Source organism: Kitasatospora sp. NPDC096204 (assembly GCF_044763205.1).
In the GTDB taxonomy this organism is placed as follows: domain Bacteria; phylum Actinomycetota; class Actinomycetes; order Streptomycetales; family Streptomycetaceae; genus Kitasatospora.
This window is the reverse complement of sequence record NZ_JBIWFT010000019.1, coordinates 136,493-160,669: the sequence shown is the minus strand read 5'-3', so window position 1 is coordinate 160,669 and position 24,177 is coordinate 136,493. Positions and strand designations below refer to the sequence as shown.

At 71.0% G+C, this 24,177-nt stretch carries 23 protein-coding genes and 1 pseudogene; 11 read left to right on the top strand and 13 right to left on the bottom strand.

Translation table 11 applies throughout. The features are described 5' to 3' along the window. Positions 1 to 182: 182 nt before the first annotated feature. Together istA and istB are read left to right on the top strand one after the other, a co-directional pair. Positions 183 to 1,430, top strand: a complete 1,248-nt coding sequence (gene istA / locus ACIQ87_RS22220; protein WP_402409369.1) for an IS21 family transposase — start codon at positions 183 to 185, stop codon at positions 1,428 to 1,430. 3 nt (positions 1,431 to 1,433) lie between these two features. Continuing rightward, positions 1,434 to 2,237, top strand: coding sequence for an IS21-like element helper ATPase IstB (gene istB / locus ACIQ87_RS22215; RefSeq protein ID WP_402409366.1), 804 nt, complete (start codon positions 1,434 to 1,436; stop codon positions 2,235 to 2,237). Positions 2,238 to 2,262: 25 nt separating this feature from the next. On the opposite strand, the gene ACIQ87_RS22210 is transcribed toward istB, so the two are convergent. After that, the gene (locus ACIQ87_RS22210) at positions 2,263 to 2,997 is read right to left on the bottom strand and encodes a hypothetical protein (RefSeq protein WP_402409363.1); all 735 of its coding nucleotides are present in this window, start codon (positions 2,995 to 2,997) and stop codon (positions 2,263 to 2,265) included. A gap of 180 nt (positions 2,998 to 3,177) precedes the next feature. On the opposite strand from ACIQ87_RS22210, the gene ACIQ87_RS22205 reads away from it, so the two are divergent. From ACIQ87_RS22205 to ACIQ87_RS22190, 4 genes are all read left to right on the top strand, one after another. Further along, a complete protein-coding gene (locus tag ACIQ87_RS22205) occupies positions 3,178 to 3,582 on the top strand; it encodes a hypothetical protein (RefSeq protein ID WP_402409361.1) in 405 nt (134 codons plus the stop codon). A gap of 39 nt (positions 3,583 to 3,621) precedes the next feature. Beyond that, a complete protein-coding gene (locus ACIQ87_RS22200) occupies positions 3,622 to 4,509 on the top strand; it encodes an LLM class flavin-dependent oxidoreductase (RefSeq protein WP_402409358.1) in 888 nt (295 codons plus the stop codon). Between the two features lie 249 nt (positions 4,510 to 4,758). Next, entirely contained in the window at positions 4,759 to 5,289 is a 531-nt protein-coding gene (locus ACIQ87_RS22195; RefSeq protein ID WP_402409355.1) for a Pycsar system effector family protein, read from the top strand. A gap of 14 nt (positions 5,290 to 5,303) precedes the next feature. After that, on the top strand, positions 5,304 to 6,029 hold the full coding sequence (locus ACIQ87_RS22190) for a hypothetical protein (protein WP_402409352.1): 726 nt from the start codon (positions 5,304 to 5,306) through the stop codon (positions 6,027 to 6,029). A gap of 115 nt (positions 6,030 to 6,144) precedes the next feature. Here the strand turns inward: ACIQ87_RS22190 and ACIQ87_RS22185 are convergent, their stop codons facing one another. Beyond that, positions 6,145 to 7,077: a hypothetical protein gene (locus ACIQ87_RS22185; protein WP_402409349.1), complete on the bottom strand. Its 933-nt coding sequence runs from the start codon at positions 7,075 to 7,077 to the stop codon at positions 6,145 to 6,147. A 262-nt stretch (positions 7,078 to 7,339) separates the two neighbouring features. Next, positions 7,340 to 7,579 (bottom strand): annotated as a pseudogene (locus ACIQ87_RS22180) (LLM class flavin-dependent oxidoreductase); the annotation flags it as partial. An 80-nt stretch (positions 7,580 to 7,659) separates the two neighbouring features. Between ACIQ87_RS22180 and ACIQ87_RS22175 the strand changes: the two are divergent. Further along, positions 7,660 to 8,952 (top strand): hypothetical protein, encoded by a 1,293-nt coding sequence (locus tag ACIQ87_RS22175; RefSeq protein WP_402409346.1) that lies wholly within the window; start codon positions 7,660 to 7,662, stop codon positions 8,950 to 8,952. Between the two features lie 20 nt (positions 8,953 to 8,972). On the opposite strand, the gene ACIQ87_RS22170 is transcribed toward ACIQ87_RS22175, so the two are convergent. Next, positions 8,973 to 9,440 (bottom strand): hypothetical protein, encoded by a 468-nt coding sequence (locus ACIQ87_RS22170; RefSeq protein WP_402409343.1) that lies wholly within the window; start codon positions 9,438 to 9,440, stop codon positions 8,973 to 8,975. Positions 9,441 to 9,767: 327 nt separating this feature from the next. Beyond that, a complete protein-coding gene (locus tag ACIQ87_RS22165) occupies positions 9,768 to 10,679 on the bottom strand; it encodes a serine/threonine-protein kinase (RefSeq protein WP_402409340.1) in 912 nt (303 codons plus the stop codon). Between the two features lie 117 nt (positions 10,680 to 10,796). On the opposite strand from ACIQ87_RS22165, the gene ACIQ87_RS22160 reads away from it, so the two are divergent. The 3 genes from ACIQ87_RS22160 (at position 10,797) to ACIQ87_RS22150 (ending at position 12,902) form a co-directional block, all read left to right on the top strand. Continuing rightward, positions 10,797 to 11,312 (top strand): RNA polymerase sigma factor, encoded by a 516-nt coding sequence (locus ACIQ87_RS22160; protein ID WP_402409337.1) that lies wholly within the window; start codon positions 10,797 to 10,799, stop codon positions 11,310 to 11,312. After that, complete coding sequence (locus tag ACIQ87_RS22155; RefSeq protein WP_402409334.1) at positions 11,309 to 12,124, top strand: hypothetical protein; 816 nt, start codon at positions 11,309 to 11,311, stop codon at positions 12,122 to 12,124. The genes ACIQ87_RS22160 and ACIQ87_RS22155 overlap by 4 nt, the downstream gene beginning before the upstream one ends. A gap of 94 nt (positions 12,125 to 12,218) precedes the next feature. Then, on the top strand, positions 12,219 to 12,902 hold the full coding sequence (locus ACIQ87_RS22150; protein ID WP_402409332.1) for a hypothetical protein: 684 nt from the start codon (positions 12,219 to 12,221) through the stop codon (positions 12,900 to 12,902). A 154-nt stretch (positions 12,903 to 13,056) separates the two neighbouring features. Here the strand turns inward: ACIQ87_RS22150 and ACIQ87_RS22145 are convergent, their stop codons facing one another. Together ACIQ87_RS22145 and ACIQ87_RS22140 are read right to left on the bottom strand one after the other, a co-directional pair. After that, positions 13,057 to 13,794, bottom strand: a complete 738-nt coding sequence (locus ACIQ87_RS22145) for a DUF4232 domain-containing protein (RefSeq protein ID WP_402409329.1) — start codon at positions 13,792 to 13,794, stop codon at positions 13,057 to 13,059. A 194-nt stretch (positions 13,795 to 13,988) separates the two neighbouring features. Continuing rightward, the gene (locus ACIQ87_RS22140; RefSeq protein WP_402409328.1) at positions 13,989 to 14,195 is read right to left on the bottom strand and encodes a hypothetical protein; all 207 of its coding nucleotides are present in this window, start codon (positions 14,193 to 14,195) and stop codon (positions 13,989 to 13,991) included. A 161-nt stretch (positions 14,196 to 14,356) separates the two neighbouring features. On the opposite strand from ACIQ87_RS22140, the gene ACIQ87_RS22135 reads away from it, so the two are divergent. Continuing rightward, entirely contained in the window at positions 14,357 to 15,202 is an 846-nt protein-coding gene (locus ACIQ87_RS22135; RefSeq protein ID WP_402409325.1) for an HAD family hydrolase, read from the top strand. A 16-nt stretch (positions 15,203 to 15,218) separates the two neighbouring features. On the opposite strand, the gene ACIQ87_RS22130 is transcribed toward ACIQ87_RS22135, so the two are convergent. From ACIQ87_RS22130 to ACIQ87_RS22105, 6 genes are all read right to left on the bottom strand, one after another. Next, a complete protein-coding gene (locus tag ACIQ87_RS22130) occupies positions 15,219 to 16,145 on the bottom strand; it encodes a phosphate ABC transporter ATP-binding protein (RefSeq protein WP_402409322.1) in 927 nt (308 codons plus the stop codon). Positions 16,146 to 16,168: 23 nt separating this feature from the next. Then, a complete protein-coding gene (locus tag ACIQ87_RS22125; RefSeq protein ID WP_402409319.1) occupies positions 16,169 to 17,101 on the bottom strand; it encodes a sortase in 933 nt (310 codons plus the stop codon). After that, positions 17,098 to 18,915: a substrate-binding domain-containing protein gene (locus ACIQ87_RS22120; protein WP_402409317.1), complete on the bottom strand. Its 1,818-nt coding sequence runs from the start codon at positions 18,913 to 18,915 to the stop codon at positions 17,098 to 17,100. The genes ACIQ87_RS22125 and ACIQ87_RS22120 overlap by 4 nt, the downstream gene beginning before the upstream one ends. Before the next feature lie 38 nt (positions 18,916 to 18,953). Further along, on the bottom strand, positions 18,954 to 20,192 hold the full coding sequence (gene pstA / locus ACIQ87_RS22115) for a phosphate ABC transporter permease PstA (protein WP_402409314.1): 1,239 nt from the start codon (positions 20,190 to 20,192) through the stop codon (positions 18,954 to 18,956). A 64-nt stretch (positions 20,193 to 20,256) separates the two neighbouring features. Beyond that, positions 20,257 to 21,288 (bottom strand): phosphate ABC transporter permease subunit PstC, encoded by a 1,032-nt coding sequence (gene pstC, locus ACIQ87_RS22110; protein ID WP_402409311.1) that lies wholly within the window; start codon positions 21,286 to 21,288, stop codon positions 20,257 to 20,259. 114 nt (positions 21,289 to 21,402) lie between these two features. Further along, positions 21,403 to 24,036, bottom strand: coding sequence for a hypothetical protein (locus ACIQ87_RS22105; RefSeq protein WP_402409309.1), 2,634 nt, complete (start codon positions 24,034 to 24,036; stop codon positions 21,403 to 21,405). Positions 24,037 to 24,177 lie beyond the last annotated feature (141 nt).

Genomic DNA, 24,177 nt, shown 5'->3' with positions numbered 1-24,177 from the left:
CAGAGGTCTTGGAGGAGGTCGTCAGCCACGACCGTTCATGATCGCGGTTGTGGTGACGCTCTGTGGCTCTGGCACGGAAAGTGATCCAGAACCCCAACCGTGACCCTCTAACGGTCGATGAAAAGTGACCCCTTCCGTGATCGGGTGATCAGGCTGGCTCCATGGGGAGTCAGGAGGAAGAGGTGATTGGCGTGGAGGACTGGGCGGAGATCCGGCGGCTCCATCGCTCGGAGGGCATGTCGATCAAGGGGATCGCGCGGCATCTGGGGATCGCGCGCAATACGGTGCGGCGGGCTGTGGCCAGTGACGATCCGCCGAAGTACCGGCGGGCGCCGAAGGGCTCGATCGTGGACCCGGTGGAGCCGGCGATCCGCGAGCTGCTGGCCGAGTTCCCGCGGATGCCGGCCACTGTGATCGCCGAGCGGATCGGCTGGGAGCGGTCGTTGTCGGTGCTCAAGCGGCGGGTGGCCGAGCTGCGGCCGGTCTATCTCCCGGCGGATCCGGTGTCCAGGACCACGTACCGGCCCGGCGAGCTGGCCCAGTGCGACCTGTGGTTCCCGCCGGTGGACATCCCGCTGGGGTTCGGGCAGACCGGTCGGCCACCGGTGCTGGTCATGGTGTCGGGTTACTCGCGGGTGATCACCGCGCGGATGATCCCCACGAGGCAGGCCGCCGACCTGGTCGCCGGGCACTGGGACCTGCTGTCCGGCTGGAACGCGGTGCCCAAAGCGCTGGTCTGGGACAACGAGCCGGCGGTCGGCCGCCGGCGCGAGGGCAAGGCGGTGCTGAGCACGGAGTTCGCCGCACTCGCCGGGCTGTTGGCCTGCAAGGTGGTCCTCTGCCGGCCTCGCGACCCGGAGGCCAAGGGCCTGGTCGAGCGCGCGAACGGCTATCTCGAGACCTCGTTCCTGCCCGGCAGGGTCTTCGCCTCCCCGGCGGACTTCAACGCCCAGCTGACCGCGTGGCTGGAGATCGCCAACCGGCGCATCCACCGGACACTGGACGCGCGCCCGGCCGAGCGGTGGGAGGCGGACCGGGCCGCGATGCTGCCGCTGCCGCCGACCGCGCCGCCGCGCTGGTGGCAGACCTCGGTGCGGCTCGGACGGGACCACTACATCCGCCTGGACACCTGCGACTACTCGATCCATCCGTCCGCGATCGGCCGGATCGTGCGCGTCGAGGCGGACACCGAGACGGTGCGGGCCTACCTCGACGGCCGCCTCGTCGCCGACCACGCCCGCTGCTGGGCCCGTCACCAGAGCTTGACCGACCCCGCCCACGCCGACGAGGCCGCGCTGATGCGCGAGAGCCACCGGCTCGCGCTGGCCCATGGCACCGCGGCTGCGGCGGTGGAAGTCGAAGAACGCGAACTTCCCTCCTACGACCGGGTGTTCCGCCTGATCGAGGGCGGCGCCGGAGCGGAGGGGTGAACCATGACCGCCCAACGCACCGCCCAGGCCAAGCCCTCCGCCCGCGACATGAGAGCCGAACTGGCCTTCCTGACACGGGCGTTGAAGGCCCCGAACCTGCTGGACGCGGCCGATCGACTGGCCGAACGAGCCACCGCCGAGTCCTGGACCCACCAGGAGTATCTGGCCGCTTGCCTGCAGCGCGAGGTCGCCGCCCGCGAGAGCCACGGCGGCGAGGGCCGCATCCGCGCCGCTCGCTTCCCCGCCCGCAAGTCCCTGGAGGAGTTCGACTTCGCCCACCTGCGCGGTCTCAAGCGCGAGGCCGTCATGCACCTGGGCACCCTGGACTTCGTCACCGCCAAGGAGAACGTGGTCTTCCTCGGCCCGCCCGGCACCGGCAAGACCCACCTGGCCATCGCGCTGGGCATCCGGGCCTGCCAGGCCGGCCACCGGGTCGCCTTCGCCACCGCCGCCCAGTGGGTCGACCGCCTGGCCGAAGCCCACACCACCGGCAAGCTCCAGGACGAACTCGCCAAGCTTGCCCGGATCCCCGTCCTGATCATCGATGAGGTCGGCTACATCCCCTTCGAACCGGAGGCCGCGAACCTGTTCTTCCAGCTGATCTCCGGCCGCTACGAACGCGCCTCCGTGATCGTGACCAGCAACAAGGCCTTCGGCCGCTGGGGAGAGACCTTCGGCGACGACACCGTCGCCGCCGCCATGATCGACCGTCTCGTCCACCACGCCGACGTGCTCTCCTTGAAGGGAGACTCCTACCGTCTCAAGGACCGCGACATCGGCCGCACCCCACCAACCACAGCGGCCTAGAAACCGGCAAACAAGTCAAACGGGGTCAGGATTGACCGACCCGAAAGGGGTCCAGGTTCAGCGACCGCCGACAGGACCGACAGGACTCGCCCGCCGGCGCTTGGCAGGACGGCAGCGGGCATGGCACCGAGAGTCTGATCTCCTCCTGCCGCTTCGAGAAGGTCTTCCAGGTGTGTTCGCGGCATCCGTAGTAGGCGACGACCTCCGTGCATGGCTCGGCGTTGGTCGACTCCACGAACCCGCAGAGATCGTCCGGGCGTGGGTCGTGCAGCGCGCACACCGGGCTACCGTCGCGGCGCGGGTAGGGACACCGGGTGGACTGGTGGACGCCTGCCTCTGGCGGGGTCACTGTACGACCCCAGACGCGCACCGGGACCGCCGGTGACACCCACGTCAGGGTGCCCTTCCCGAGCAGTGGCACGCCCTGGCATCGCTGCGGGTCGGGATCGCGCCCGTCCAGACGTGGCCAGGTGCCGTGTTCCTCGCACTTCATCCCGGGTTCGGCCACATCGACCATGCAGCCGTCGATCGCCGTTGAGCGTCGCCCGCGGTACTCGTATCCGTATCCGCACCGGGGCTGGAGGAGTCCGCGCAGCACCTCGGCGTGCCTGGCGGCAACCGCAGCATCTGACGCCGTCGGAAACCCGTTGGAGGTGGTCAGCAGTCGCGCTACCTCGGCCGCCATCTGTGCGGGCATGTGAACACGGTTGGGGATGCCCTTGGTGTAGAGGACGCCGGGCGGTGCAGGAGCTTTGGCCATGGACGAAATTCTGGACCCGGCGGCGAGTCAACTCTGGCCAGATTCACCCTTCGGGCGGAGTGCACCTTGGCGGGACGGAGGTTGGTCACGGACGGCTGGCGACCGCACCGCTGTCTGGCCCCAGAGCCAGATCAGGGAAACGAGCATCGTCCCGCACTGGGTGCAAATACGCTGACCAGTATGGAACTTGGATGGGACACCGGTACGACTCCGTGGCTTCGCCGCGCACAGGCCGAGCAGCAGCCCTCGGGGCAGAAGAAGGTGCAGTGTCTCTTCTGCGGGGCGCAGACGGCGATCCTCTCGACGGGTGACCTTGACGGTGACCAGGGTCGAGTCGAGGTCTACTGCGACAACGGGCGTTGCGACGCTCGTGAGGTGATCATGCTGGTTCGCAGGGACGGCGCACATGCTCGGTGGCGTGCAGATGTCCGCACGCTTGAAGCGATCGACGACGGCCGCCTGAATGTAGATGAGGCGCTGCCGCAGAGCGAAGGGTTCAAGACGTACAGCTACATGGAGCTGGTCGAAATGGAACCGGATGATGCCGGTCTCGTCGCTCGTCGCTCGGCCCAGCCCCGCGACTGAGGAGAACGGGGTGCCATCCATCCGGTTAAGGTCGAGGACATGCGTCTCAGCACAGTGATCCTCCCTATCCACCGATGGAGCGAGGGACAGAAGATCTGGCGACGGGCCGAGGACCTCGGGTTCCACGCCGCGTACACCTACGACCACCTCTCCTGGCGGTCCTTCCGAGACGAGCCGTGGTTCGGGTCGGTCCCGACGCTGACGGCAGCGGCAACGGCCACCGAGCGGCTTCGCTTGGGAACACTCGTAACGTCGCCAAACTTCCGCCACCCCGTGACGCTCGCAAAGGAGTTGATCACTCTGGACGACGTGTCCGGCGGTCGCGTCACCCTAGGCATCGGGGCTGGCGGGACGGGGTTCGACGCGACGGCGATGGGGCAGGAGGCGTGGTCGCCGAAGGAGCGGGCGGACAGGTTCGGGGAGTTCCTGCCGCTGCTGGACGAGTTGCTGAGGAACGACGCGACGACGCGCGAGGGCACGTACTACTCGGCGGTCGAGGCTCGGAACATCCCGGGCTGCGTGCAGACGCCCCGGGTGCCGTTCTACGTGGCGGCGACCGGTCCGCGCGGGCTGAAGCTGGCCGCCGAGTACGGCCAGGGCTGGGTGACGTACGGCGACCCGCGCGGGCCGGCGGACGTGCCGGTGGAGCAGGCGCCCGCGGTGATCGCCGCGCAGATCGAGAAGCTGACGGCGGCCTGCGAGGCGACCGGCCGGGACGTGGCGGCGCTGGAGAAGGTGCTGCTCCAGGGGTCGACGGCGGAGAAGCCGCTGGAGTCGGTGGACGCCTTCGTCGACTGGGCCGGCAAGTACCGGGAGCTGGGGATCACCGAGTTGGTGATTCACTGGCCGGTGCCGGACTCGATCTTCGAGAACGACCTCGCGGTCTTCGAGCGGATCGCCACCGAGGGCCTGGCCCAGCTGGGTTGAGTGATAGCCGACGCGTCCTCGGCACCTGGTATGCCCTGGAAGGCGCAACGAGCAGTGTTGGTGACGTTGTGCAAGGTCACCAACACTGCTCGTGCGACGGAGATTGAGGCCCTCCGAACGCCTCACGGCTGTGGTTGTAGACGCGCTTCGTCTCTCGGCGAAGGCGTTCGAGCCCTCGCAAAGCCCTACCCGAGGGGCACTCCAGGTATTCCCCGGACCATTGTCGGTGGCGCGGTGGAAGATGGCGGGGTGACTGAAGCATCCTCGACACCTGGGCCGGAGCAGCCGCCGAATCCTGACCACGCCTGGAAGGCGCTGGGCCTGGTCATAGATTGGATCAAACACGCTGAGACCAAGGCTGGAGCCACTCTCGCAGCCACCGGGGTCACGGGCGGATTGCTCTTCAACCTCATCAAGGACGTGGCGGAACCGTCGGCCTGGCTGATCACCAGCGCGGCCCTGTGCGGGCTGACCGTCCTGATGGCTGGCCTCTGCACTGGGATGGTGCTCTGGCCTCGGCTGAAGATGAAGGAAGATCCCACCAGCCTCCTCTACTTCCACCACATCGCGCGCGGCCATGCTGCCAGCGACTCCTACGCCGTCTCTCTGGTTGCTCTGACCAAGGACATGGAGGCCCTCGTTGCCGAAATTGCCGCCCAAAGTTGGGCGAACTCCAAAGTGGCCCACGACAAGTACATGTGGGGCGGCCGGGCAATTCGCTTGCTCCTGCTGGCACTCCTCCTTCTTTCCGTGACCGCCATCCTTCGTGTCCTCGACTAGCCCTGGAGAGAGACTTGGACAGCAACTACAAGCCGTATGACCACATTGCGAGCGCCAGCCGGATCAAGGATTACCTGACCAGCGCCCAGAACAGCTACGAGGAGGCGATCGCGCTTCCGAATCGGGACAAGCTAACCTTCACGAACGGCTTCTACGCCAACTGCTCGGCGATCTTTGTCGATATCCGTAGCTCTTCCCGGCTTCCCGGCCAATACAAGCGACCGCGCCTGGCCCGGATCTACCGCGCGTACCTCTCCGAGCTTGTTGCCATATTCAACGACAGCCCGTTCACTCGCGAGATCAACATCGCAGGAGACGCAGCCTGGGCGGTTGTGAACACGCCGTCGAAGCCCAACATCGACGCGGTATTCGCGATGGGATACAAGGCCAACTCGATGGTCAAGCTCATGAACCACTATATGGTGAAGGCTGGCTATGGCACTCCGATCAAGATCGGGGTCGGCATGTCCTACGGCCGGGCTCTCATGGTGAAGGCGGGATACAACGGCAGCGGCATCAACGATGTCGTCTATATGGGTGACGTGGTCAACGAAGCGGCGAAGCTCGCCAATCATGGGGGCCAGCCATTTATTCCGCCGCTCGTACTGTCTGAGGATTTCCACTTCAACCTTAACGCGGACAATCAAGGCTTCTGCCAGTATGACCGTAATCGCGAGTGCTATACCGCAGACGTGGTTGATAGTGCGATGGAGGCCTGGCGCCAGGCAAACTGCACATAGTTGTTGCCCCAGCTGCGACGTTCGGCGGCCAGACGCGTCCCGCCGTGCAGTTGCAGCTACAAGCCGGCTCCTGAGAGGTGCAGCAGATGTGAAGCTGGGTCTCGCCCGCTCAGCATCACGAAGACAACCCAGCACGTCGCGCTCGCAGCGCGTGACGTTCCTGCTGCGCCTTCACCCAGATCGCCTCACGCATCTGAGCCGACAAGGCCGCTCGTTTCAGATGATCGACGTCGTCGCGCTTCCTCTCGCCACGCAGAACGGCCGCGCAATATTCCTCCCCGTGGGTGGCGCACCAAGTGGAGGACAGTACGCGCCCTTGAGCCTCTGGGTCTCCGTCAGGAAGTCGATCGATGGCGTGGTCTCCCCAGAGGGTGTCAGACGGTCCCTCGCCGCAAGGGCAGGTGTAAGCCAGGTAGTCATTCTTCTCGACCCGGTCCCATACGCTGCCAGTGACGGCCATGAGGTGTCGATCGACCGACTGCGCCGCCTTGGCTGCGTAGTTGACAGCCTTGCCCGCCCAAACCGGCTCCTGCTGGTTGAGGTTGCGGGGCGTACCGACCCGCTTGACGAGGAGACGGCTGGAGGCGACGCCGACCTTGTATCCGGTGCTGGGCAGTTGGGGGTCGTTCGGCCACCGAGCTTCAAGACGTTCCACCAAGTCGACGCTGAACGTCTTGACGGTGATCCCGGCGGCCAGCGCACGCTCGTATCGGAGGTCCCCCCAGAAGAGTGCGAACGCGCCGTCCCCCTGAATCGCCAGGAAGTTGGCCTCGAACTCGTCGAAGATCCTTACGACGCCGCCGGTGCTGGCCTCGTAGATACTGGCCGTACTCGCAGCCCATTTTGCAGTGCCCAACTTGGTCGAGCCCTTCAAGTCCGCGACCACGGCGACCGCGTCGGTTACCTTGTGCCACTTCCTCGCCGTGATCGGCAGTGCCGACACATCGAGGTTGTCCCCCTTGTCCACCACTTCTGGGGTGGACGCGAACTCGTCCTTCGCCTTCTGGTCGAGGTCCTTGAGCAGGTCCTCGAGTCTTACCTCAGTCACGGAAGCCCCTCCCACTCGTCGATGCCGTTCCCACGGTACGGGAGGGGGCCGACAGAACCAGGCGAACACAGGACCGCACCAGCCAGCCACAGGCCGAGGAGGTGTGAACCTACGAACTCCGCGACGTCCAGCACCGCATCCTCGATCAAGCGTTGCCTACTCGGACGCACCGTTATCGGGGACGAACCACGACGTTCACGCGGCCGTGACTCTGAAAAACACCGCTCACCCTCCAACCATGCTGCGTTTCCGCAGGTCAGTGCGTGATGGGTGAAAAAGGATTGACTGAGGTGACCAGCGTGCCGAGGCGCAGCCGCTCGGTGGCGCAGGCCGCCGCCGTCAGCGTCGGCAGCGAGCCGAACCACGGCTCGTCCTGGAAGGAGCGCCAGCTCAGGTGGTCGTAGGTGTACGCGGCCTGGAAGCCGAGCTCCTCGGCCCGCCGCCAGATCTTCTGCCCTTCGCTCCACCGGTGGACGGGGAGGATAACGGTACTCAAGCGCATGCAGTGACGATACGCGCCAAGTCGGCGGAACCTCGGACCGCTCGCGAGGCGCTGTGTGGCAGGTCGGCTAGCGTGGCGCCATGGGCACGCTGAGCAGGCGAGATCTCGCCGCGCTGGTCGATGAGACGACGGTCGACACCTACGACGAGCACGAGGAGGCCCCGTTGCGAGGCCTGATCGAACGCTGTGCCGAACTGAAAGGCGAACTGGTCGAGTTCGCGCAGAGCGCGCGGTTCGACCGGTGGCTGACTCCCCTGCTGCTGGAGGCGGCAGGCCCCGAACGGCAGTTGGACGAGGCTGAAGCCATCCGGATCATCGACCACTTCATCCTCCGGTACCACCTGCCGGACGGCTCGACCGTGGTGGACCGGTTCGTCGCGGGGCGGCGGGACCTGACCGAGGCCGACCGGACGATGCTGCTCGGCTGGCGTGACCCGGTCGAGGGCATCTTCGAGGTCCGGAACAAGGACGGGGACGCCGTCGTCCTGCTGAACCTGGTCGACGACCTGGAGTACCGCACGTACTCGAACGTCGGGCGGGCGGCCTTCCGCGGCGTGTCCAAGGGAGGCTTCCTCCTCGCCTGCGTGGTGCCCGTCCACTCGGCCGACGGGGCGTGGCTGATCTCCGGGGCGATGTCGTCCTACCCGAAGTCCACCGCCACCGAGATCGCCCGAGCGGCGCTCCACCTGGCCACCACCCAACCCGAACTGGTCTTCCGCAACCCCGAGAAGATCGAGCAGGGATGGGAGTCGATGCGGGAGGACCGGGCCGCGTTCATCGCGTTCTGCGGCAGCGACGAACTGGTCCTTACCCCTGCCGAAGTCGAGGAACGGCTCAACTCCTACTACCGGCACCGGCAGGAGGCCGCCGTCGCCGAGCACCCCGACCGGGCCCGGGGCAGGCGGCTCCCCGGCCTGGACTTCCCGGCCTTCGAACTACCGCAAGGCCTCGCGGAATCGGACACGGTAGGCGTCATCTACGACGAGGTCGACGGGCTCAACTTCTACCCGGACTACGGAATGCTGCGGGATCTCTTCGCCGACCCGACCCTCCCGGGCCGCAAGCAGCACCAGGACCTGCTACGCGTGTACCTGCGCGAGGAGTCGATCGCGCCACTGCCGATCCGCCGGCTGGCCGCCGCCCACCCGGAGACAGTCGACGAGGTGTTCCGGAAGCTGCTGCGGAAGCCCGGATTCACCTGGGCCGAGCACGGCGAGGCTCTGCTGCGCCGACGCAAACCCCGGTACTACGCGCAGGAACCGCGCCCAGGCGTCTCCGTGATCGGCGAGCGCCTCAGCGAACTCGCGGCGGGCGACCGACGACAGAAGTTCACCAGGGCGCAGCGCGTACCGCGCCGGCCCCATCACCCGTGACCGCGGCCGCCCTTCAGCGATCAGTAGCGGCTCATGTGTGGCATCGCCTTCTCCGCCAGATCGATGATCGCCTGTGCTTTCGGCAGATCTCCCCTGACTTCCTCGGGGGTGACTGGCGGAGCTTCGGCAGATCGGTATTCGCTCTCGTTCCAGCGGACCCGCATACGGCTGAACGGTCGCGGGGTGCTTCCGAGTGGCGGGTCCAACTGTGCCTTCACCGTCTCGTAGACCGCGACGTGGCCGCCCCTGCTCGTGGCGCGAAGTCCCTGGTTCGCCAGGACCGCCGCAAGCGCCTTGCGTGCGGCGTCGTAGGCGAGGCTGTACGCACCGACCGGATCGGTGTCGAGGAGCATCTTCGCGGAGGCCAGATGTTGCCGGGCCTGGGCGAGTTCTGCCTCCGCGTGCTCCGACGAGGCCGGCACCCTCTCGACCTCCCGACGGTGGATCAAGTCGTCGACGACGGTTCGGCCCTGCTCCCAGCGGCTCATTCGCCGTTCTCCTCACGCAGTCGCAGGTGGACCAGCGGTCGCTCGCGGACCGAGGTCAGGAAGGGTTCGTCACTCGGTGATGCCCATGCCTCCGGAGTGACACGGTGGACGTTGACCTCCCGGCGCAGCTCTCGGGAGGCGCGTTCAGCGAGATCGAAGAGCTCGTCCGGATCCGGGCGTCCTACGACCAGGACGTCGACGTCTGCTGGGACCGGTCCGGGCACGCCACTATGGCGGGCCGCCCAGGAACCGTAGATGTACGCCGCTCGGTGGTGCAGGCAGCCGCCGTCCCTACGGCAGCGGACCGTCGTCAGCGTCGACGCGGATTCAACGCCGCAGCCAGCTCAGCAGGGTCGTCACCGCGAACACCGTGCCCGACGCCAGGCAGACGGCCCGCGGGGTCAGCCACCCGGGGCCTTCCGGGGGCCGGGACCGCTGGACCGGAGCCAGCAGCGCCTCTGCGAAGGCCTGGGCGGTCGGCGGTCGGTCCGCCGGCTCGACGGACATCGCGCTCCGCAGCAACAGGGCGACGTTCGGCGGGAGCTCCGCTCCGGCCGGGAGCGCCGGCAGCGTCGAGGCGGTCGGCCGGTCGGTCATCAGGGCTGTGGCGCGTCCGCCCGGGCCGAACGGCTTCTGCCCGGTCAGCAGTTCGTAGGCCACGACGGCCAACGCGTACACGTCGGCTCTCCCGTCGACCCCGCCGGTCTGGAAGACCTGTTCCGGTGCCATGTACGCGGGCGTGCCCGTGGTCACCGTCAGCCCGGACGCGTCGGCCAGGTTCTTCGCGCTGCCCAGGTCCGCCACCAGCACCGCGGCGGGCGCGGGGCCGGTGGCGAGCAGCAGGTTGGACGGCTTGACGTCGCGGTGCACCACGCCCGCCTCGTGCAGGACCTGGACCGCGTGGCCAGCCTCCGCGGCCAGCCGCAGCGCCTCCTGCGGGTCGCACTGCCCGACCCGGTCCGCCAGGGTGCCGCCGCGCACGTAGTCCATGACGAAGTAGGGCCGGTCCTCCTGCACCCCGACGTCGTGCACCCGGACCACCCGCGGGCTGGCGATCCGGCGCAGCAGCCGCGCCTCCGCCAGGAACCGCTCGCGCACATCGGCGTTGGCGGCCCAGTTCTCGGCCAGCACCTTCACCGCGACCTCGGTGTCGAGCTCCGGATCGTAGGCCTTCCAGACCGTCGCGAAGGAGCCGGCTCCGAGCCGCTCCAGGAGGAGGTAACGGCCGAGCTTGCGCATGTGGCAGCATTCTGCCGGAGTCGGGGAGAGCGCGGAACTCCCGTTCGACGGACGGGATGCCGGGCGGGACGGAACGGGGGGATCCGGGTGTTCGAGGAAGGCGGGCTGGAACGGCTCGTGGCGGCTGCTCAGGCGGGGGAGCCGGGGTCGAGGGAGTACCTGCTGGCCAAGCTGCGGCCGGTGGTGCTGCGCCGCTGCTCCCGCTTCCTGCCCCACCACGCCGACGCGGAGGAGGCCGCGCAGGACGCGCTGCTGTCCATCAGCACGCACCTGGACGAGTACGGCGGCCACGGCTCCTTCCTGGGCTGGGTGACGGTCATCGCCTCGAACGCCGCCCGGTCCACCTACCGCTCGATGCGCCGGCGCGCCGAGGACAGCCACGCCGACCTCCCCGAGTCCGTCGACCCGCGCACCACCAGCGTCATCGCCGGGACTCGGCTCGATGTGATGGAGGCGCTGGCCGCGCTGGAGCGGCGGCACCCCACCCTGGTGGAGGCCTTCGTGCTGCGCGACCTGGGCGACCTGACCTACGTCCAGGTGGCCGAGGAGCTGGACGTTCCGTTGGGCACGGTCAAGGACCGTATCCACCAGGCCCGCCGCTTCATGCGCGAGCGCCTGGCCACCGGTCTGTGAACGACGGTCCCGCGGCGGGCGGCGGCCACGTCGCCGTCCGGCCCCGGTCCGCCGTCGCCGCCCTGGTGGCAGCCGCCGCGCTCGGGCTGGCGACCGGCCGCTTCGTCCTGCCACCGCCGCCCGGCGGGGCGTCCCAGGGCGCGTCCGCCCTCCCGACGCCCGGCACGTCCGTCCCGACGCCCGAGTCCTCGGCCGCCGGCTCCGGCCCCGCCTCGCCGACCGGTGCGACCGGGCCGGTGACGACCGCGAACCTGCTGGGACCGGCGGCGTTCGGCCCGGACGTCGACCCCGGGCGGATCCACGTCACCGACCGGTTCGGCGACGGGGCCTACGCCAACGCGGCCTGCTCCGGCGAGAAGACCCTCACGCAGACCCTGGGCGGGCCCGGTGCCCACTTCCGCGGACTGATGACCAGCACCCGTACCTCCCCGGACGACCCCACGTGGACCGCCGCCGGCATCGCCGACCAGGTCGCCCGCGAGGTCGCCGCCGAGGCCCGGAGCCCTTCCCTGGCGCAGAACGCCGCCGACCGCCTGCTGCTGGAGGAGGTGCCCTGCCAGGAGGCGACGCCAGGGCACTGGGTCTACGGAAGGACCACGACGGTGCGGCTCGCCCCGGACGTCACCGCGAGCTGGATGGGCAGCTACCAAGGAGACCTCAACACCACCGGTACGGCGCCCGAGGGCAAGGAGCCCTGCGGCGGCATCGCCGTGCTGCGCAGCGGCAACCACTACGCGGTGCTGGAGGTCCACGCCTGCCTGGGGACGGCCGCGATGGACCGCGTGGTCAGGACCGCTCTGTCACAGCTGTGAAACAGCCGGTCGGGACTCCAACTTTCCCTTCTCCGGCGGCATCTCCCCGGTTGTACGAGGACGCAGCAGGCGTCCCGACCAGCAGGGGGACCAGATGACCGAGAACCAGCCCGTCCACCAGAAGTCCGTTCGCCGCAACCGGGTCGCCGCCGCGGCCTGCTTCGCCGCCGCACTGATCACGGTCAGCGTCGTCGGCACCCAGTCGGCCACCGCCGACGGGGCCGCGCACAAGCCCGCCCACCCGGCCGCGGTCGCGGTCGCCGCGCCCGGACTCGGCTCCGCCGCCCTCGTCCAGAGCGAGGACTTCCGGCAGGGCCTGAACCCGGTCGCCGCGACCGTTTCGCTGGCCGGACGCGAGGGGCTGTCCGCGTGCACCGGCGAGGAGACGATGCGCGACCTGACCAAGGGCACGGCCACCGGGTACGCCTCCGTGGCCTGGACCTTCGACACCCCCGGCCGACTGACCGAGTCGGCCGCGAGCGACCCCACCGGGACCGCGGCCGCCACCTGGGAGAACCAGCTCGTCGCGCTCGTCCAGGAGTGCCAGGACGAGCCCGCCGGCCACTGGTACTACGGCGCGGCCCACACCCTGACCGTCACCGGCGGCACCGCCCGCTGGTACCTGGCCTACAACGGCGACGGCACCGTCAGCGGCGGGGCCGCCGTCCTGCGCAGCGGCACCAGGGTCGCCGTCGTCGAGCTCACCGGCCGGCCCACCGACGCCCCGGCCTACGTCGAGGGCATCGTCACCGCGGCACTGAACCGCCTCAACTCCTGAACGGCGGCCCCGCTCCGCCCGCGCCGGCGGGCGGAGCGGGGCCCGAACATCGAAGCCGCTCACCCGCCCGGGTTCCCCCGGGCCTCGGTCCGCCGGAACGACGGAGGGCGAGCGGGTCCGTGGTGTCCACCCACGGGCGCGCTCGGCACCCCGGTCAGCCCCGGCCGCTCGCGAAGGGGTCGACGTTGAGGTCGCCGCAGACGCTGAGGGTGCCGTTGTCGACGCCGCCGGTCACGGCCACCTGCACCTGCTGGGTGGTGTTCGGCAGGATGATCGAGACCTTGGAGCCGGTCACCGCACACACGTAACGGCCGGAGGCGGTGGCCTGGCCGTTCACGTCGCTGTAGAGCAGATCCGCGGTGGCCTGGGCTCCCGGAGCGAGCGTCACCGGGGTGTTCGGGCCGCCGTCGTGACGCACGGCGTCGATCGGGGAGGACTTGCCCTGGTCGTCGGCGAGTTGGACGCCGGGGAAGCCGCTGAGGGTGCAGCTGCGCCCGGAGGTGTTGACCGCACGGATGATCGCCGTGGCGGGCTGCTGCTCGGAGGCGTGGGCCGTGGGGCCGGTCACGCTGAGCTTCACGTCGGCGGCGGTGCAGCTCTTGGAGCCCGCGGCGGTGCCGGAACCGCCGGAACCGCCGGCCCCGCCGGCCGTCGTCGAACTCCCCGCGCCCGGGGTCGCGCCGGCGCCCGAACTCGCCCCGGCCGTCTTTCCGGACGCGACCGGGGCCGGCGCCGAGGGCGCGGAGCCCGCCACCGAGGGCGCGGAGCCGGCCGCCGAGGGCGCGGAGCCCGCCGCCTCCGAACCGGCGCCGGGCCCGTCGCAGGCGGTCAGCGCGAGGCCGGCGGTCAGGGCAACGGCGGCGGTGGCGATCAGGCGTGCTGCGGTGCGCATGTGTGTTTCCCCCCAGGGCAGGGCTTCCCTGCCGTATCCGTGTCGCTCGTATTCGTAAACCTTCCACACCAGTTGTATCGGGCGGAGATCCACAGCTCCATGCCTCGGCTGTCACAGCCGCGCCACAGCGGTGAGGCGGCGGAGCGTGCGCGCGGTGGAGACCCGGTGAACACGGGAATCGGCGCGGTACGGCGCTACGGGTGCGGGCGGGTGCGCTGGGCGGGCAGGGACGGGGCCGAGGTGCGGCGGGCGAGTTCGGCGAGGGTGTGGAAGAGGACGTCGCCGAGCAGGACCGGGTCGCGCGAGGCGTCGGGGGCCCGCGAGGCGTCGGGGGCCCGCGGGTCGCGGGCGTCGGGGCGGGCGGTCGGGGGCGGCTGGTCGCGGAGCTGGCGTGTGGGCATGGCTCTTCCTGCCGACGGGGTGGCCGTGGGCAGTCATGCCCGCCGTGGCCGGACGGGCACCCCGGGGGCGGGCGGATCGGCCGGAAACGGCGCATGAAGGGCTTGATCACGGTCGGGGCGGGCGGCGGCCGCGGGCACGGGCCGGTGACCCGTCCGCGCCGATGGGCGAAGATGGACCGGTGACCGAACCCCGTACCGCGCCCCGACTCGTCGCCACCGACCTGGACGGCACCCTGCTCTGCTCCGGTGGCACCGTCACCGACCGCACCGCCGCGGCCCTGGCGGCGGCCGAGGCGGCCGGGGTGCAGGTGGTGTTCGTGACCGGGCGGCCGCCGCGCTGGATGCAGCAGGTGAGCCCGCACATCGGCGGCCACGGGGTGGCGATCTGCTCGAACGGCGGCGCGGTGGTGGACGTGCGGCGCGGCGAGCTGCTGGAGACCTTCCCGCTGCCGGTGGAGACCACCCTGGCGGTGGTCGAGGCGCTGCGGGCCAAGCTGCCGGGCACCGCGTTCGCCTTCGAGTACCCGGGCGGCTGGGCGCGCGAGGCCGGGTACGCGGTGCCGATGTGGGGCGACGCGGTGGAGCTCGAGGTCGGGACGGCGGAGGAGCTGCTGGGAGCCGGCGGGCCGGTCCGGGGCCTGTTCAAGCTGCTGGCCAAGCACCCGGACCTCGAGCCGGACAAGTTCCTCGCCGAGGCCCGGGACGCGGCCGGGCATCTGGCCGAGATCACCCGCTCCGCGTCGATCCCGCTGCTGGAGATCAGCGCGCCCGGCGTCACCAAGGCCAGCACGCTGGCCCGCTGGTGCGCCGGGCGCGGGATCGACCGGAGCGAGGTGGTGGCCTTCGGCGACATGCCGAACGACCTGGAGATGCTGGCCTGGGCCGGCACCGCGTACGCCGTCGCCAACGCGCACCCGCAGGTGCTGGCGGCAGTGCCGCTGCACACCGTGAGCAACGAGCAGGACGGCGTCGCGGCGGTGCTGGAGCAGCTCCTCGGCCTGGAGTAGCCACCCCCGAAGCGGCCTAGCCGAAGCGGCCGTTGACGTAGTCCGAGGTCCGCTGGTCGGCCGGGCTGCCGAAGATCTGCCCGGTCGGCCCGGCCTCGACGATCCGCCCCGGGGTGTCGTGGGTGGCCAGGAAGAACGCGCAGGTCTGCGAGACGCGCTGGGCCTGCTGCATGTTGTGGGTGACGATCACGATGGTGAGCCGCCCGCGCAGCTCCGCGATGGTCTCCTCGACCCGCCGGGTGGAGGTCGGGTCGAGCGCGGAGCACGGCTCGTCCATCAGCAGGATGTCCGGCGAGACGGCCAACGACCGTGCGATGCACAGGCGTTGCTGCTGGCCGCCGGAGAGCGCCCCGCCCGGGGTGTGCAGCCGGGTGGACACCTCGTCCCAGAGCCCGGCCCGGCGCAGGCTGGTCTCCACCAGGTGCTGGCGCTCCTCCTTGGACACCTTGATCCCGGCCAGCTTGAGCCCGCTGGAGACGTTGTCCTGGATGGACATCGCCGGGAACGGGTTGGGCCGCTGGAACACCATGCCGATCCGGCGCCGCACCTCGGCGGGCCGGCGGCCGGGCCGGTAGACGTCGTCGCCCTCCAGCAGCACCTCGCCGGAGAGGGCGGCGCCGCGCACCATCTCGTGCATCCGGTTGAGGATCCGCAGGTAGGTGGACTTGCCGCAGCCGGACGGGCCGATCAGCGCGGTGACCTCGCCGGCCGGCATCGCCAGCGAGACCCGCTCCAGCACCTTGCGGCTGCCGAACCAGGCGGAGACGTCCCTGGTCTCCAGCCCGGCGAGCGGCTCACCGTCGACGCGGGCGTCGAGGTGGGCGTCGGGGTGGGCGCCGGGGTGCTCCCGGCCGGCGTACGGGGCGTCGGCGACCGGGGGGAGGGTGATGGTGTCGGCGACCGGGTCGGTCGCCTGGGTGTCGGTCAGTGGTGCGTCGGTCATCGGAACGGTCCTCCGGGCGCGCGTCAGTAGAGATTGGGCAGCAGGGCGGCGGCGTTCTCGTAGACCGCCCAGAGCAGCGCGCCGACCACCGGCGCGAAGCTCAGGTACGCGGCCGAGCGCCGCCAGTACCGGGCCAGCACCAGGGCGCCGGCCAGCGCGCCGAGCAGGCCGAGCGACCACAGCTGGAGCGTGGCCAGCGCGCCCTTGTCCGCGGCCAGCGCCTTGTCGTACGGGACGGTCGCGGGCCGGCCGCCGGGGTTCTGCTGCGGGTCGCCGTCCAGCCGGGCGCCGATCAGCACGGTGGAGCCGGGGATCCAGTCGGAGTCGCCGGTGACCAGCACCAGCCGGTTGCGGGCCTGGTCGACGACCGGGTGGTCGCCGTCGCCGTACGCGTTGACGGTGTAGGTGAACTTGCCCTGGCCGGTGGTGGCTTCGATCTTGTCGCCGACCCGCAGCCTGGACAGCTCGGCGAACGGCGCGCCGAAGGTGGCGCCGCGGCCGAAGACCACGGCGACCCCGCGCTGGCCGGGCAGCGCGGTGTCCCGGCGGTGGCCGGGGCCGCGCATCAGGTCCCGGCCGGTGGTGCCCTCGACCACCACGGCCTGGTGCAGGCCGATCGCCGGGATGTCCAGCAGCGCCACCGGGGCGCCGTCGGCGGCCGCGCCGGTCGGGGCGACCGCCCGGGCCAGCTGGTCGCGGAAGGTCTTGTACGCGGCGGCCTGGTAGTGCTTCTCCTGGACGTGCGACAGCGTGAACAGGTACCCGACGAAGCCGAGCACCAGCGCCGCGGCCAGGCTGACCGACCAGGCGCCCTGGAGGAACCGCCGCCGCCCGGGGGAGACGGCGGTCCGGGCCGGGGCGGCGGACCCGGCGGGAGCCGCGGGAGCGGCGGACGCGGCCGGCCGCGCCGGGGTGCCCTGCTCGGCGGCCGGCTTCTCCAGCACCGGGGCCGTCACGAGGTACCGCCCGAGCCGTTGCGGCGGCGCAGCAGCCGGCGGCCGAGCAGCGGCGGGACGAGCACCACGGCGAGCAGTTCCAGCGCGGTGAGGGAGGTCAGCATCCAGTCCTCGGGCTTGCCGCTGACCTCGACCACGGTGGCCGCCACCTCGGTGGCGGAGCCGCCGCGGCCGCGGGCGACCACCTGGCCGGTCTGCGGGTCGACCACGTCCCCGGTGCCGTCGCCGGCGCCGGGCGCGTTCGGGTCACCGCCGGCCGCGCCGCCCGCGGCGTTCGGGTCGCCGGCGGCGCCGGCCGCGTTCGGGTCACCGGCGCCGCCGGAACCGGCTCCGCCCGTACCGCCCCCGGCACCACCGGACCCGCCGGTGCCGCCGGAACCGCCGGAACCGCCGGCCGCACCACCGGTACCGCCGGCCGCGCCGCCGGTGCCGCCGGAGCCCGAACCGGTCTTGACCGGCTGGCCGTTCTGCACGGTGCAGTCGATCGGGGCGCCGGCCTTGTCGCAGGGGCTCGGCATCGGGGCGTTCTTGAGGACGGTCAGCTCGCCGGCCGAGTTGAAGGTCGGGTTGGCGCAGTTGGAGAGGGTGTCCGGGTCGACCGGGCTGGCGTTGCCGGGGATGGCCTTGGTCTGCAGCAGACCGCCCTTGACCAGTCCGCGCGGGATCGGCGAGTAGCCCAGGTCGTCCGCCTTGCCCTGGCCGTCGCAGAGCACGTAGGCGAGGAAGCGGCTGAGCGCGGAGCCCTTGTCGTTGTTGAAGCGCGGCGGCGGGGGCGCCGAGGCTCCGGCGCGCGGCACGATCAGGTAGCTGTAGCTGGAGATCGGGTAGGCGCGCGGGTCGTTCATGGTGTAGACGCCGTCGAGGTTCTGCTGCAGGTAGTTCGGGTCGTTCGCCGGGGTGCCGTCGTCCACGCCGCGGATCTTGGCGGCGGTGAGCGCGACGGCGACGTTGGAGGCGGTCGGCAGCGCGTAGTAGCCGGCCGCGTTGAGCACCTTCACGACCGGCCAGTTGCTGCGCTTGGCGAAGGCGTACTCGTCGTAGCCGATGGTGCCGACGTTGCCCGGGGACTTGATGTAGCCGGCCACCACGTCGGAGCCGTTCTGCGCGACCATCCGGCCGGACGGCGGGAAGAACTCGGTGTAGTCCCCGCAGCTCACCCCGTTGACGGAGGTGCAGTAGGCGTCCCACTGGTCCTTGTGGGTGTGCTCCATCCAGCGGGTGAACTGCGCGGTCGCGCCGGAGCCGTCGGAGCGGATCACCGGGGTGATCGGCAGGCTGGGCAGCGCCTTGCCGTAGTCGTTGGTGACCTTCGGGTCGTTCCAGTTGGTGATCTTGCCGGTGAAGATGTCCACGATGGTCTGCGGGGAGAGCCGCAGGTCGCGGACCTGCTTGCCGCCGACCACCAGGTTGTACATGAAGGTGGTGCCGCCCGCGGTGATCGGCACGTAGGAGTAGCCGTAGACCGGGTTCTCCCGGTCGCCGCCGCCGTTGGCGTGGCCGGACTGTCCGAGGCCGGTGTCCGGCGAGGAGCGGAACGGCACGTCGGAGGCGGTGAAGTCGTCCTGCCCGATGGCCCACTGGGTGCGCCCGGCGGCCGAGCCGACCGGGTTGAAGTTGATCTGGATGCCCTGCGGGGAGACGTCCTGCCGCCACTGGTCGATGGCAGGACCGGCCCAGCTGGAGCCGTCCGCGCTCAGCGAGACGGAGGCCGCGGATGCCGGGGTCTGCCCCAGCAGCGGGGAGGCGGCCGCGAGCATCAGGGACATCGTCCCCGCCAGCAGCCGGGCCACGGAGCGACTGAGGCCCCTGGACATGTGAACTCCTCTGGTACGGAGGGTGGTTGGTCTGGTCATCACTGCGGTTCCCGCGGCTGGAGGGCGTACGGGCGGGCGACGGCGCCCAGGGTGGCCGCCTCCATGCGGCGGGCCTCCCGGCTGATCCGGCGCCTCTGGGCCCGGGTCAGCTGCCCGGGCCGGCGGCCGCCGAGCACGCGGGCGGTCACGAAGAGGACCAGCACGACGCCCATCAGGGTCAGGCCGGCCGCGAAGCCGCGCGCGATCATGGCGTCGTACGGCTGCTTGACGTAGTTCCAGATGTAGAGCGGCAGCGAGACCTGGTGGCCCTCGAAGGGGTTGCCGTTGAACTGCGAGGTGAAGCCGGAGGTGAGCAGCACCGGCGAGGTCTCGCCGACGCCGCGCGCCATGCCGAGGACCACCGCGGTCACCAGACCGGGCCGGGCGGTGGGCAGCACCACGTTCCACACCGTGCGCCACTGGCTGCCGCCGAGCGCGTACGAGGCCTCGCGCAGGGTGCCCGGCACCAGGCGGATGACCACTTCGGCGGCCCGGGTGACGATCGGCATCATCATGACCGTGAGCGCGAGCGAGGCGGCGAAGCCGCTCTTCTCGAAGCCGAAGGTGATGATCACGACGCCGAGGATGAACAGGCCGGCCACGATGGACGGCAGCGCCGTCATCGCCTCGACCAGGGTGCGCACCGGACGGGCCATCCGGCCGCCGACCTCGGACATGAAGACGGCCGCCGCGATGCCCAGCGGAACGGCGAACAGCGTTGCCAGGCCGAGCTGTTCGAGCGAACCGACGATCGCGTTGAGCGCGCCGCCGGAGAGCAGCCCGTCGAGCGGGCCGGTGTGCTCCATCGACTCGGTGAAGAAGTTGAGGTGCTGGGCCGCTTCCCAGCCGCGGCTGGCGACGTAGCCGATCTGGTCGGCGATCAGCGCGACCACCAGCAGCCCGGAGCTCCAGGCGACCACGGAGACCAGCCGGTCCCGCACCATCATCGGGTGCCACTGGAGCCGGCCAAGCAGGTAGTAACCGGCCAGGAAGAGCAGGTACCAGCAGATCAGGAAGCCGAAGGCGCCGCTGAACGGCAGCACCCGCTCGTACAGCACCCAGTCCAGCGCGAGCGAGCCGGCCGTCGCGCCCGCCACGGTGAGGACGTCGTCGCGGGTGACGCCGCCGATCCGGAGCTTCTTCTCGGGGCCCGGGGCCCGGGTCGCGGCGGCCTCCGCGGGCGCGGGCTCACCGGCGGGCCCGGGCACCGCGACCGGTGGCAGGTCGAGCGTGGTCATCGGTTGGTCCCTTCACGGTTCGGGTGGCGGCGTGCCCTGCGGGCGGCTCCGGGGTCCGTCATGCTCAGTCCGCCGTCGAGGCGCCGGAGCGCGAGCGGTTGATGACGACCCCGGCCAGCACGTTGACCAGCAGGGTGAGCGCGAACAGCACCAGACCCGCGGCCATCAGCGCGGAGAGCGACAGCGCGTCCGACTCGCCGAAGCGCAGCGCGATCAGCGCGGAGATCGAGTTGGCGCCGTTCTCCAGGACGTGGGTGATGGCCTTGAAGCTCGGCGAGATGATCAGCGCGACGGCGATGGTCTCGCCCATCGCCCGGCCGAAGCCCAGCATCACCGCCCCGATGACGCCGCCCTTGCCGAAGGGCAGCACCACGGTGCGGACCATTCCCCAGCGGGTGGAGCCGAGCGCGTACGCGCCCTCCCGCTCGCCCTGCGGGGCCTGGGAGAAGACCTCCCGGCTGAGCGAGGTGACGATCGGGATGATCATCAGGGAGACCACCACGCCGGCGATGAAGGTCGAGGAGGTGTACGAGGTGCCGATGTCACCGATCCGCACCTTGAGGAAGGGGATGTACTCCCCCAGGTGGTTGGCCATCCAGCGGACGAACCCGATGATCCGCGGCTGGAGGAAGAACAGGCCCCACAGGCCGTAGACGATGCTGGGGATCGCCGCCATCAGGTCGACGAGCGAGATCAGCGCGGCCCGCAGGCGCACCGGCGCGTACTCGGAGATGAAGATCGCGGTGCCGAGGGCCACCGGGACGGCGATGACCAGCGCGATCACCGCGATCAGCAGGCCGTTGGGCAGGACGGCGGCGATGCCGAAGTTGTGGGCGGCGGTCTGCCACTTCTGCTCGGTCAGGAAGGACCAGCCGACCGCGCGCAGCGCGTCGGTGCCGCGGAGGATCAGGAAGAAGGCGATCAGCCCCATGATCGCGAAGACCGAGAGGCCGGCCAGCCGCAGCACGCCGCGGAACACCCGGTCGCCGGGGGTCGCGGGGGCTGTGATGGCGCGGGGGGTGTCCTGGTCGGGCCCGTGGTCGGGTCGGCCTGGCGACCCGGCGTACGGTGCCGCAGGCTCGGCGGCGGATGTCATGTGTGCTCTCCGTACTCGGGAACGGGCGTGCTCGGTGAGGGTCCGGGGCGCTGCCTCGGTGGTCGGGGAAGCGCTCGGCGGGGCCGGAACGGCGGCCCCGCCGAGCGCGGTTCCCTACTTGCGGCGCAGCCGCGACCACTGGGTGCGGGCACCGGCCAGGGCCTTCGCCCCGGCCGGGGTGCCGCCGAGGAACAGCGCGACCGGTCCGCCGACCAGCAGCACCAGGCCGGCGATCAGCGCGACGGGCAGCAGCAGCCGGGCGGTGCCGGGGCGGTCGGGCACCGGGGTGCCGACGGGGGCCGCGGCGATCGCGTTGCCGGAGGGGGCGGCGGTCGCGCCGGGCTTGCCGCCGGCCGCGCCGGGAGCCGCGCCGCCGGCCGCACCGGTCCCGGTGGTGCCGGTGGCGCCGGTGGCGCCGGTGCCGGAGAGCCCGCCGCCGGTCGAGCCGCCGGAGGAACCGAAGCCGGTGCCGCCGGAGTTGCCGTCCGCGGTGGTGCCGCCGGTGCCGGAGGTGCTCACCGGGCCGGTGCCCTCGCCCGTGCCGGAGCCCGAGCCGCCGTTGCCGCTCTCCGGGGTGCCCGGCTCGGGCTTCCCGGCCGGCGGGGCGGTCTGGTTGCCGGGCAGCTTGCCGTCCTGGGCCTCGACGTGCTGCACGGCCTGGTCGGCCTGCTGCCGCTGGGCGTTGTTCAGCGCGAGGAAGCCCTGGGCCAGCTGGCCGGGCGCGATGCCGTAGGTCTGCCCGGTGGTGGTGACCGTCCTGAGGAACCTGGCGATCACGGCCGCCTTCGCGGCGGGGACCCCGCCGGTCGGGACCATCGCGTACTGGACGTAGCTCAGCGGGTACGCCCGCTGGTCACGGGTGAACGCGGTGTCGGGCGTGCCGTACGGCAGCTGCTGGACCCCGGTCGTGGGGTCCGTCGGCATGTCGGCGACGGCCGCCTGGAAGCCGGCCGTGGAGGGCGTCACGTAGGAGCCGGCCGGGTTGAGCAGCGCGGCCTCGGGCAACGAGAACGCCTTGGCCTGGGCCGTGTCCATGATGGCGAGCATCATGCGCTGGCCGGGCTGCTGCACGGCGCAGGCGTCGTGGCCGCCGTTGGCGTTGAAGGTCGGCAGCTGGCAGTTCGGCCGGTTCTGCACCTGGTTGCGGGCGACCCGGGAGAGGCCCTCGGTGGAGGGCACCCACTCGTACTGCTTCCAGTGCGCCGTGTCCGCGCCCTCCTGCGGCGTGCTCGACCCGGACTGGTCCTGCGGCTGGAAGGCCTCGGACGGGTAGCCGGTGAACCTGGGCTTCAGGTAGAAGCTGTCGACGTGCATGCCCCACTGGTCCGGTTCGCCGTCGAGGAACCGGGCGGCGTCCGGGTCGGCCGCGACCCACGAGGTCAGCAGGTAGGTGAAGTCGGTCGTGCCGCCGGGGACGCCGGGGAAGATCGTCAGGGCGCCGCCGCAGTTGGTGGGCCAGTGGATCCCGTTCTCCGCCGTCTCCGGGTTGAGCTGCTTGAACTCGGGGTCGGTGAAGAGGCACACCGGGTTGCCGGCCACGGAGGCGATGTCGGCGCCGGGCGACGCGTAGGACTGGGTCAGCAGCTTGGCGACCAGCCGCGCGTTCAGCCGCATGTCCCTGATCTGCCGGCCGTTCGTCGGGTCGTCGATCAGGTACGTGACGGAGATGCCGGTCGTCGCCAGCGGGGCGTAGACGTAGGGGCGCGGCGGCGGTGACATGTCCGACCGCGCCGTCAGCGCCACGTCGGTGCTGGCGGCGCCGCCCAGGAAGGCCGCCCTGGCCTGCGGCTCGCCGCCGGCCGGGATGTAGCCCACGGTCATCGGGGAGTCGCCCAGGCACAGGCCCGAACGCCACTGCTGCATCGCCCGGTTGGCCATTTCGAGGCCCGCGACACCGAAGTCCTGGGCGCTCGCGACGCAGGAGTCCGGGGTGGGCGCGAAGGAGAGCGGGACCACCGTGCGGTGGAGCCAGGCGCACTGCTCGCTGGTGCGGTTCTTGGTCTTCGAGTTGATCCGGCCGGGCTTCATGACGCCGTCGGAGGCGGCGTTGTAGAACCGGTCCCGGTCCATCCGGTGGTCGTTGCAGTCGGCCTTGCCGCCCCGGATGTTGTACAGGTCCGTCGGGTCGCCGCCGTAGTTCGGCTCGACCACGATCGAGCAGGGGTGGGTGGCGTCGCAGCCGAGCGAGGGGCTCTCCTTGGAGCTCCACACCTCGATGGAGGCGGTTCCGGACCCGTCCGGTCCGGTCGGCGCCAGCACCATGTTCGAGGGGAAGTCCGGCGTCTCGGTGTGCACGGGCCGGGCCGGCTGCTCGAAGCCCTTGTCGCGGTCACCGCCGTAGAGGGTGCTGCCGTAGCAGTCCGTCACGGCGGGGTCGAGCCCGCGGCACTGGTAGACCCGCACCGTGTACAGGTTGAAGGTCGAGTTCACGGGCGTGCTCGTGACCGGGCCACCGGTCTGGGTGATGCTCGGCGTGAACCCGCTCCAGGAGACCTGGAGGACCTGGTTGGTCAGGTTGCCCGTCTGGGAGACCGTCACACTGCCCTCGTCGCCGTACGTTCCGCTGGCCGGGATCCAGACCTTCGGACCGGTCACGGTCGTCGCGGAGTCGGCGTGAGCCTGCGGCGCCGCGCCCAACCCGATCGGAATGACAGCGAGCGCCGCCACCACCGCCTTGGCGAGGGCCAGGGCCGGCAGTCGACGGCGCCACCTTCCCCGACCTCTTCGGTCGGGTACGCGGGTTCTCATGCGGGGCCTCCGGGAGATGCGGGCCGCCGAAGGGAGGCGGCGCGAGGGCGTCGGATCGCGCTGGGGACGGACGATTCCGTGCGTACTATTCGGCCAGCCGGACATGGCGGGATCCGGTCGGCCAGGTGTACGAGACCACAA

What these genes read in the sequence shown, in the direction of transcription:
- ACIQ87_RS22170 (WP_402409343.1), bottom strand. Translation starts at nt 9,440, where the DNA reads ATGAGCCGCTGGGAGCAGGGCCGAACCGTCGTCGACGACTTGATCCAC.
- ACIQ87_RS22175 (WP_402409346.1), top strand. Translation starts at nt 7,660, where the DNA reads ATGGGCACGCTGAGCAGGCGAGATCTCGCCGCGCTGGTCGATGAGACG.
- ACIQ87_RS22150 (WP_402409332.1), top strand. Translation starts at nt 12,219, where the DNA reads ATGACCGAGAACCAGCCCGTCCACCAGAAGTCCGTTCGCCGCAACCGG.
- istB (WP_402409366.1), top strand. Translation starts at nt 1,434, where the DNA reads ATGACCGCCCAACGCACCGCCCAGGCCAAGCCCTCCGCCCGCGACATG.
- ACIQ87_RS22140 (WP_402409328.1), bottom strand. Translation starts at nt 14,195, where the DNA reads ATGCCCACACGCCAGCTCCGCGACCAGCCGCCCCCGACCGCCCGCCCC.
- ACIQ87_RS22120 (WP_402409317.1), bottom strand. Translation starts at nt 18,915, where the DNA reads ATGTCCAGGGGCCTCAGTCGCTCCGTGGCCCGGCTGCTGGCGGGGACG.
- ACIQ87_RS22135 (WP_402409325.1), top strand. Translation starts at nt 14,357, where the DNA reads ATGGGCGAAGATGGACCGGTGACCGAACCCCGTACCGCGCCCCGACTC.
- ACIQ87_RS22200 (WP_402409358.1), top strand. Translation starts at nt 3,622, where the DNA reads ATGCGTCTCAGCACAGTGATCCTCCCTATCCACCGATGGAGCGAGGGA.
- pstC (WP_402409311.1), bottom strand. Translation starts at nt 21,288, where the DNA reads ATGACATCCGCCGCCGAGCCTGCGGCACCGTACGCCGGGTCGCCAGGC.
- ACIQ87_RS22145 (WP_402409329.1), bottom strand. Translation starts at nt 13,794, where the DNA reads ATGCGCACCGCAGCACGCCTGATCGCCACCGCCGCCGTTGCCCTGACC.
- ACIQ87_RS22130 (WP_402409322.1), bottom strand. Translation starts at nt 16,145, where the DNA reads ATGACCGACGCACCACTGACCGACACCCAGGCGACCGACCCGGTCGCC.
- ACIQ87_RS22205 (WP_402409361.1), top strand. Translation starts at nt 3,178, where the DNA reads ATGGAACTTGGATGGGACACCGGTACGACTCCGTGGCTTCGCCGCGCA.
- ACIQ87_RS22165 (WP_402409340.1), bottom strand. Translation starts at nt 10,679, where the DNA reads ATGCGCAAGCTCGGCCGTTACCTCCTCCTGGAGCGGCTCGGAGCCGGC.
- ACIQ87_RS22210 (WP_402409363.1), bottom strand. Translation starts at nt 2,997, where the DNA reads ATGGCCAAAGCTCCTGCACCGCCCGGCGTCCTCTACACCAAGGGCATC.
- ACIQ87_RS22105 (WP_402409309.1), bottom strand. Translation starts at nt 24,036, where the DNA reads ATGAGAACCCGCGTACCCGACCGAAGAGGTCGGGGAAGGTGGCGCCGT.
- pstA (WP_402409314.1), bottom strand. Translation starts at nt 20,192, where the DNA reads ATGACCACGCTCGACCTGCCACCGGTCGCGGTGCCCGGGCCCGCCGGT.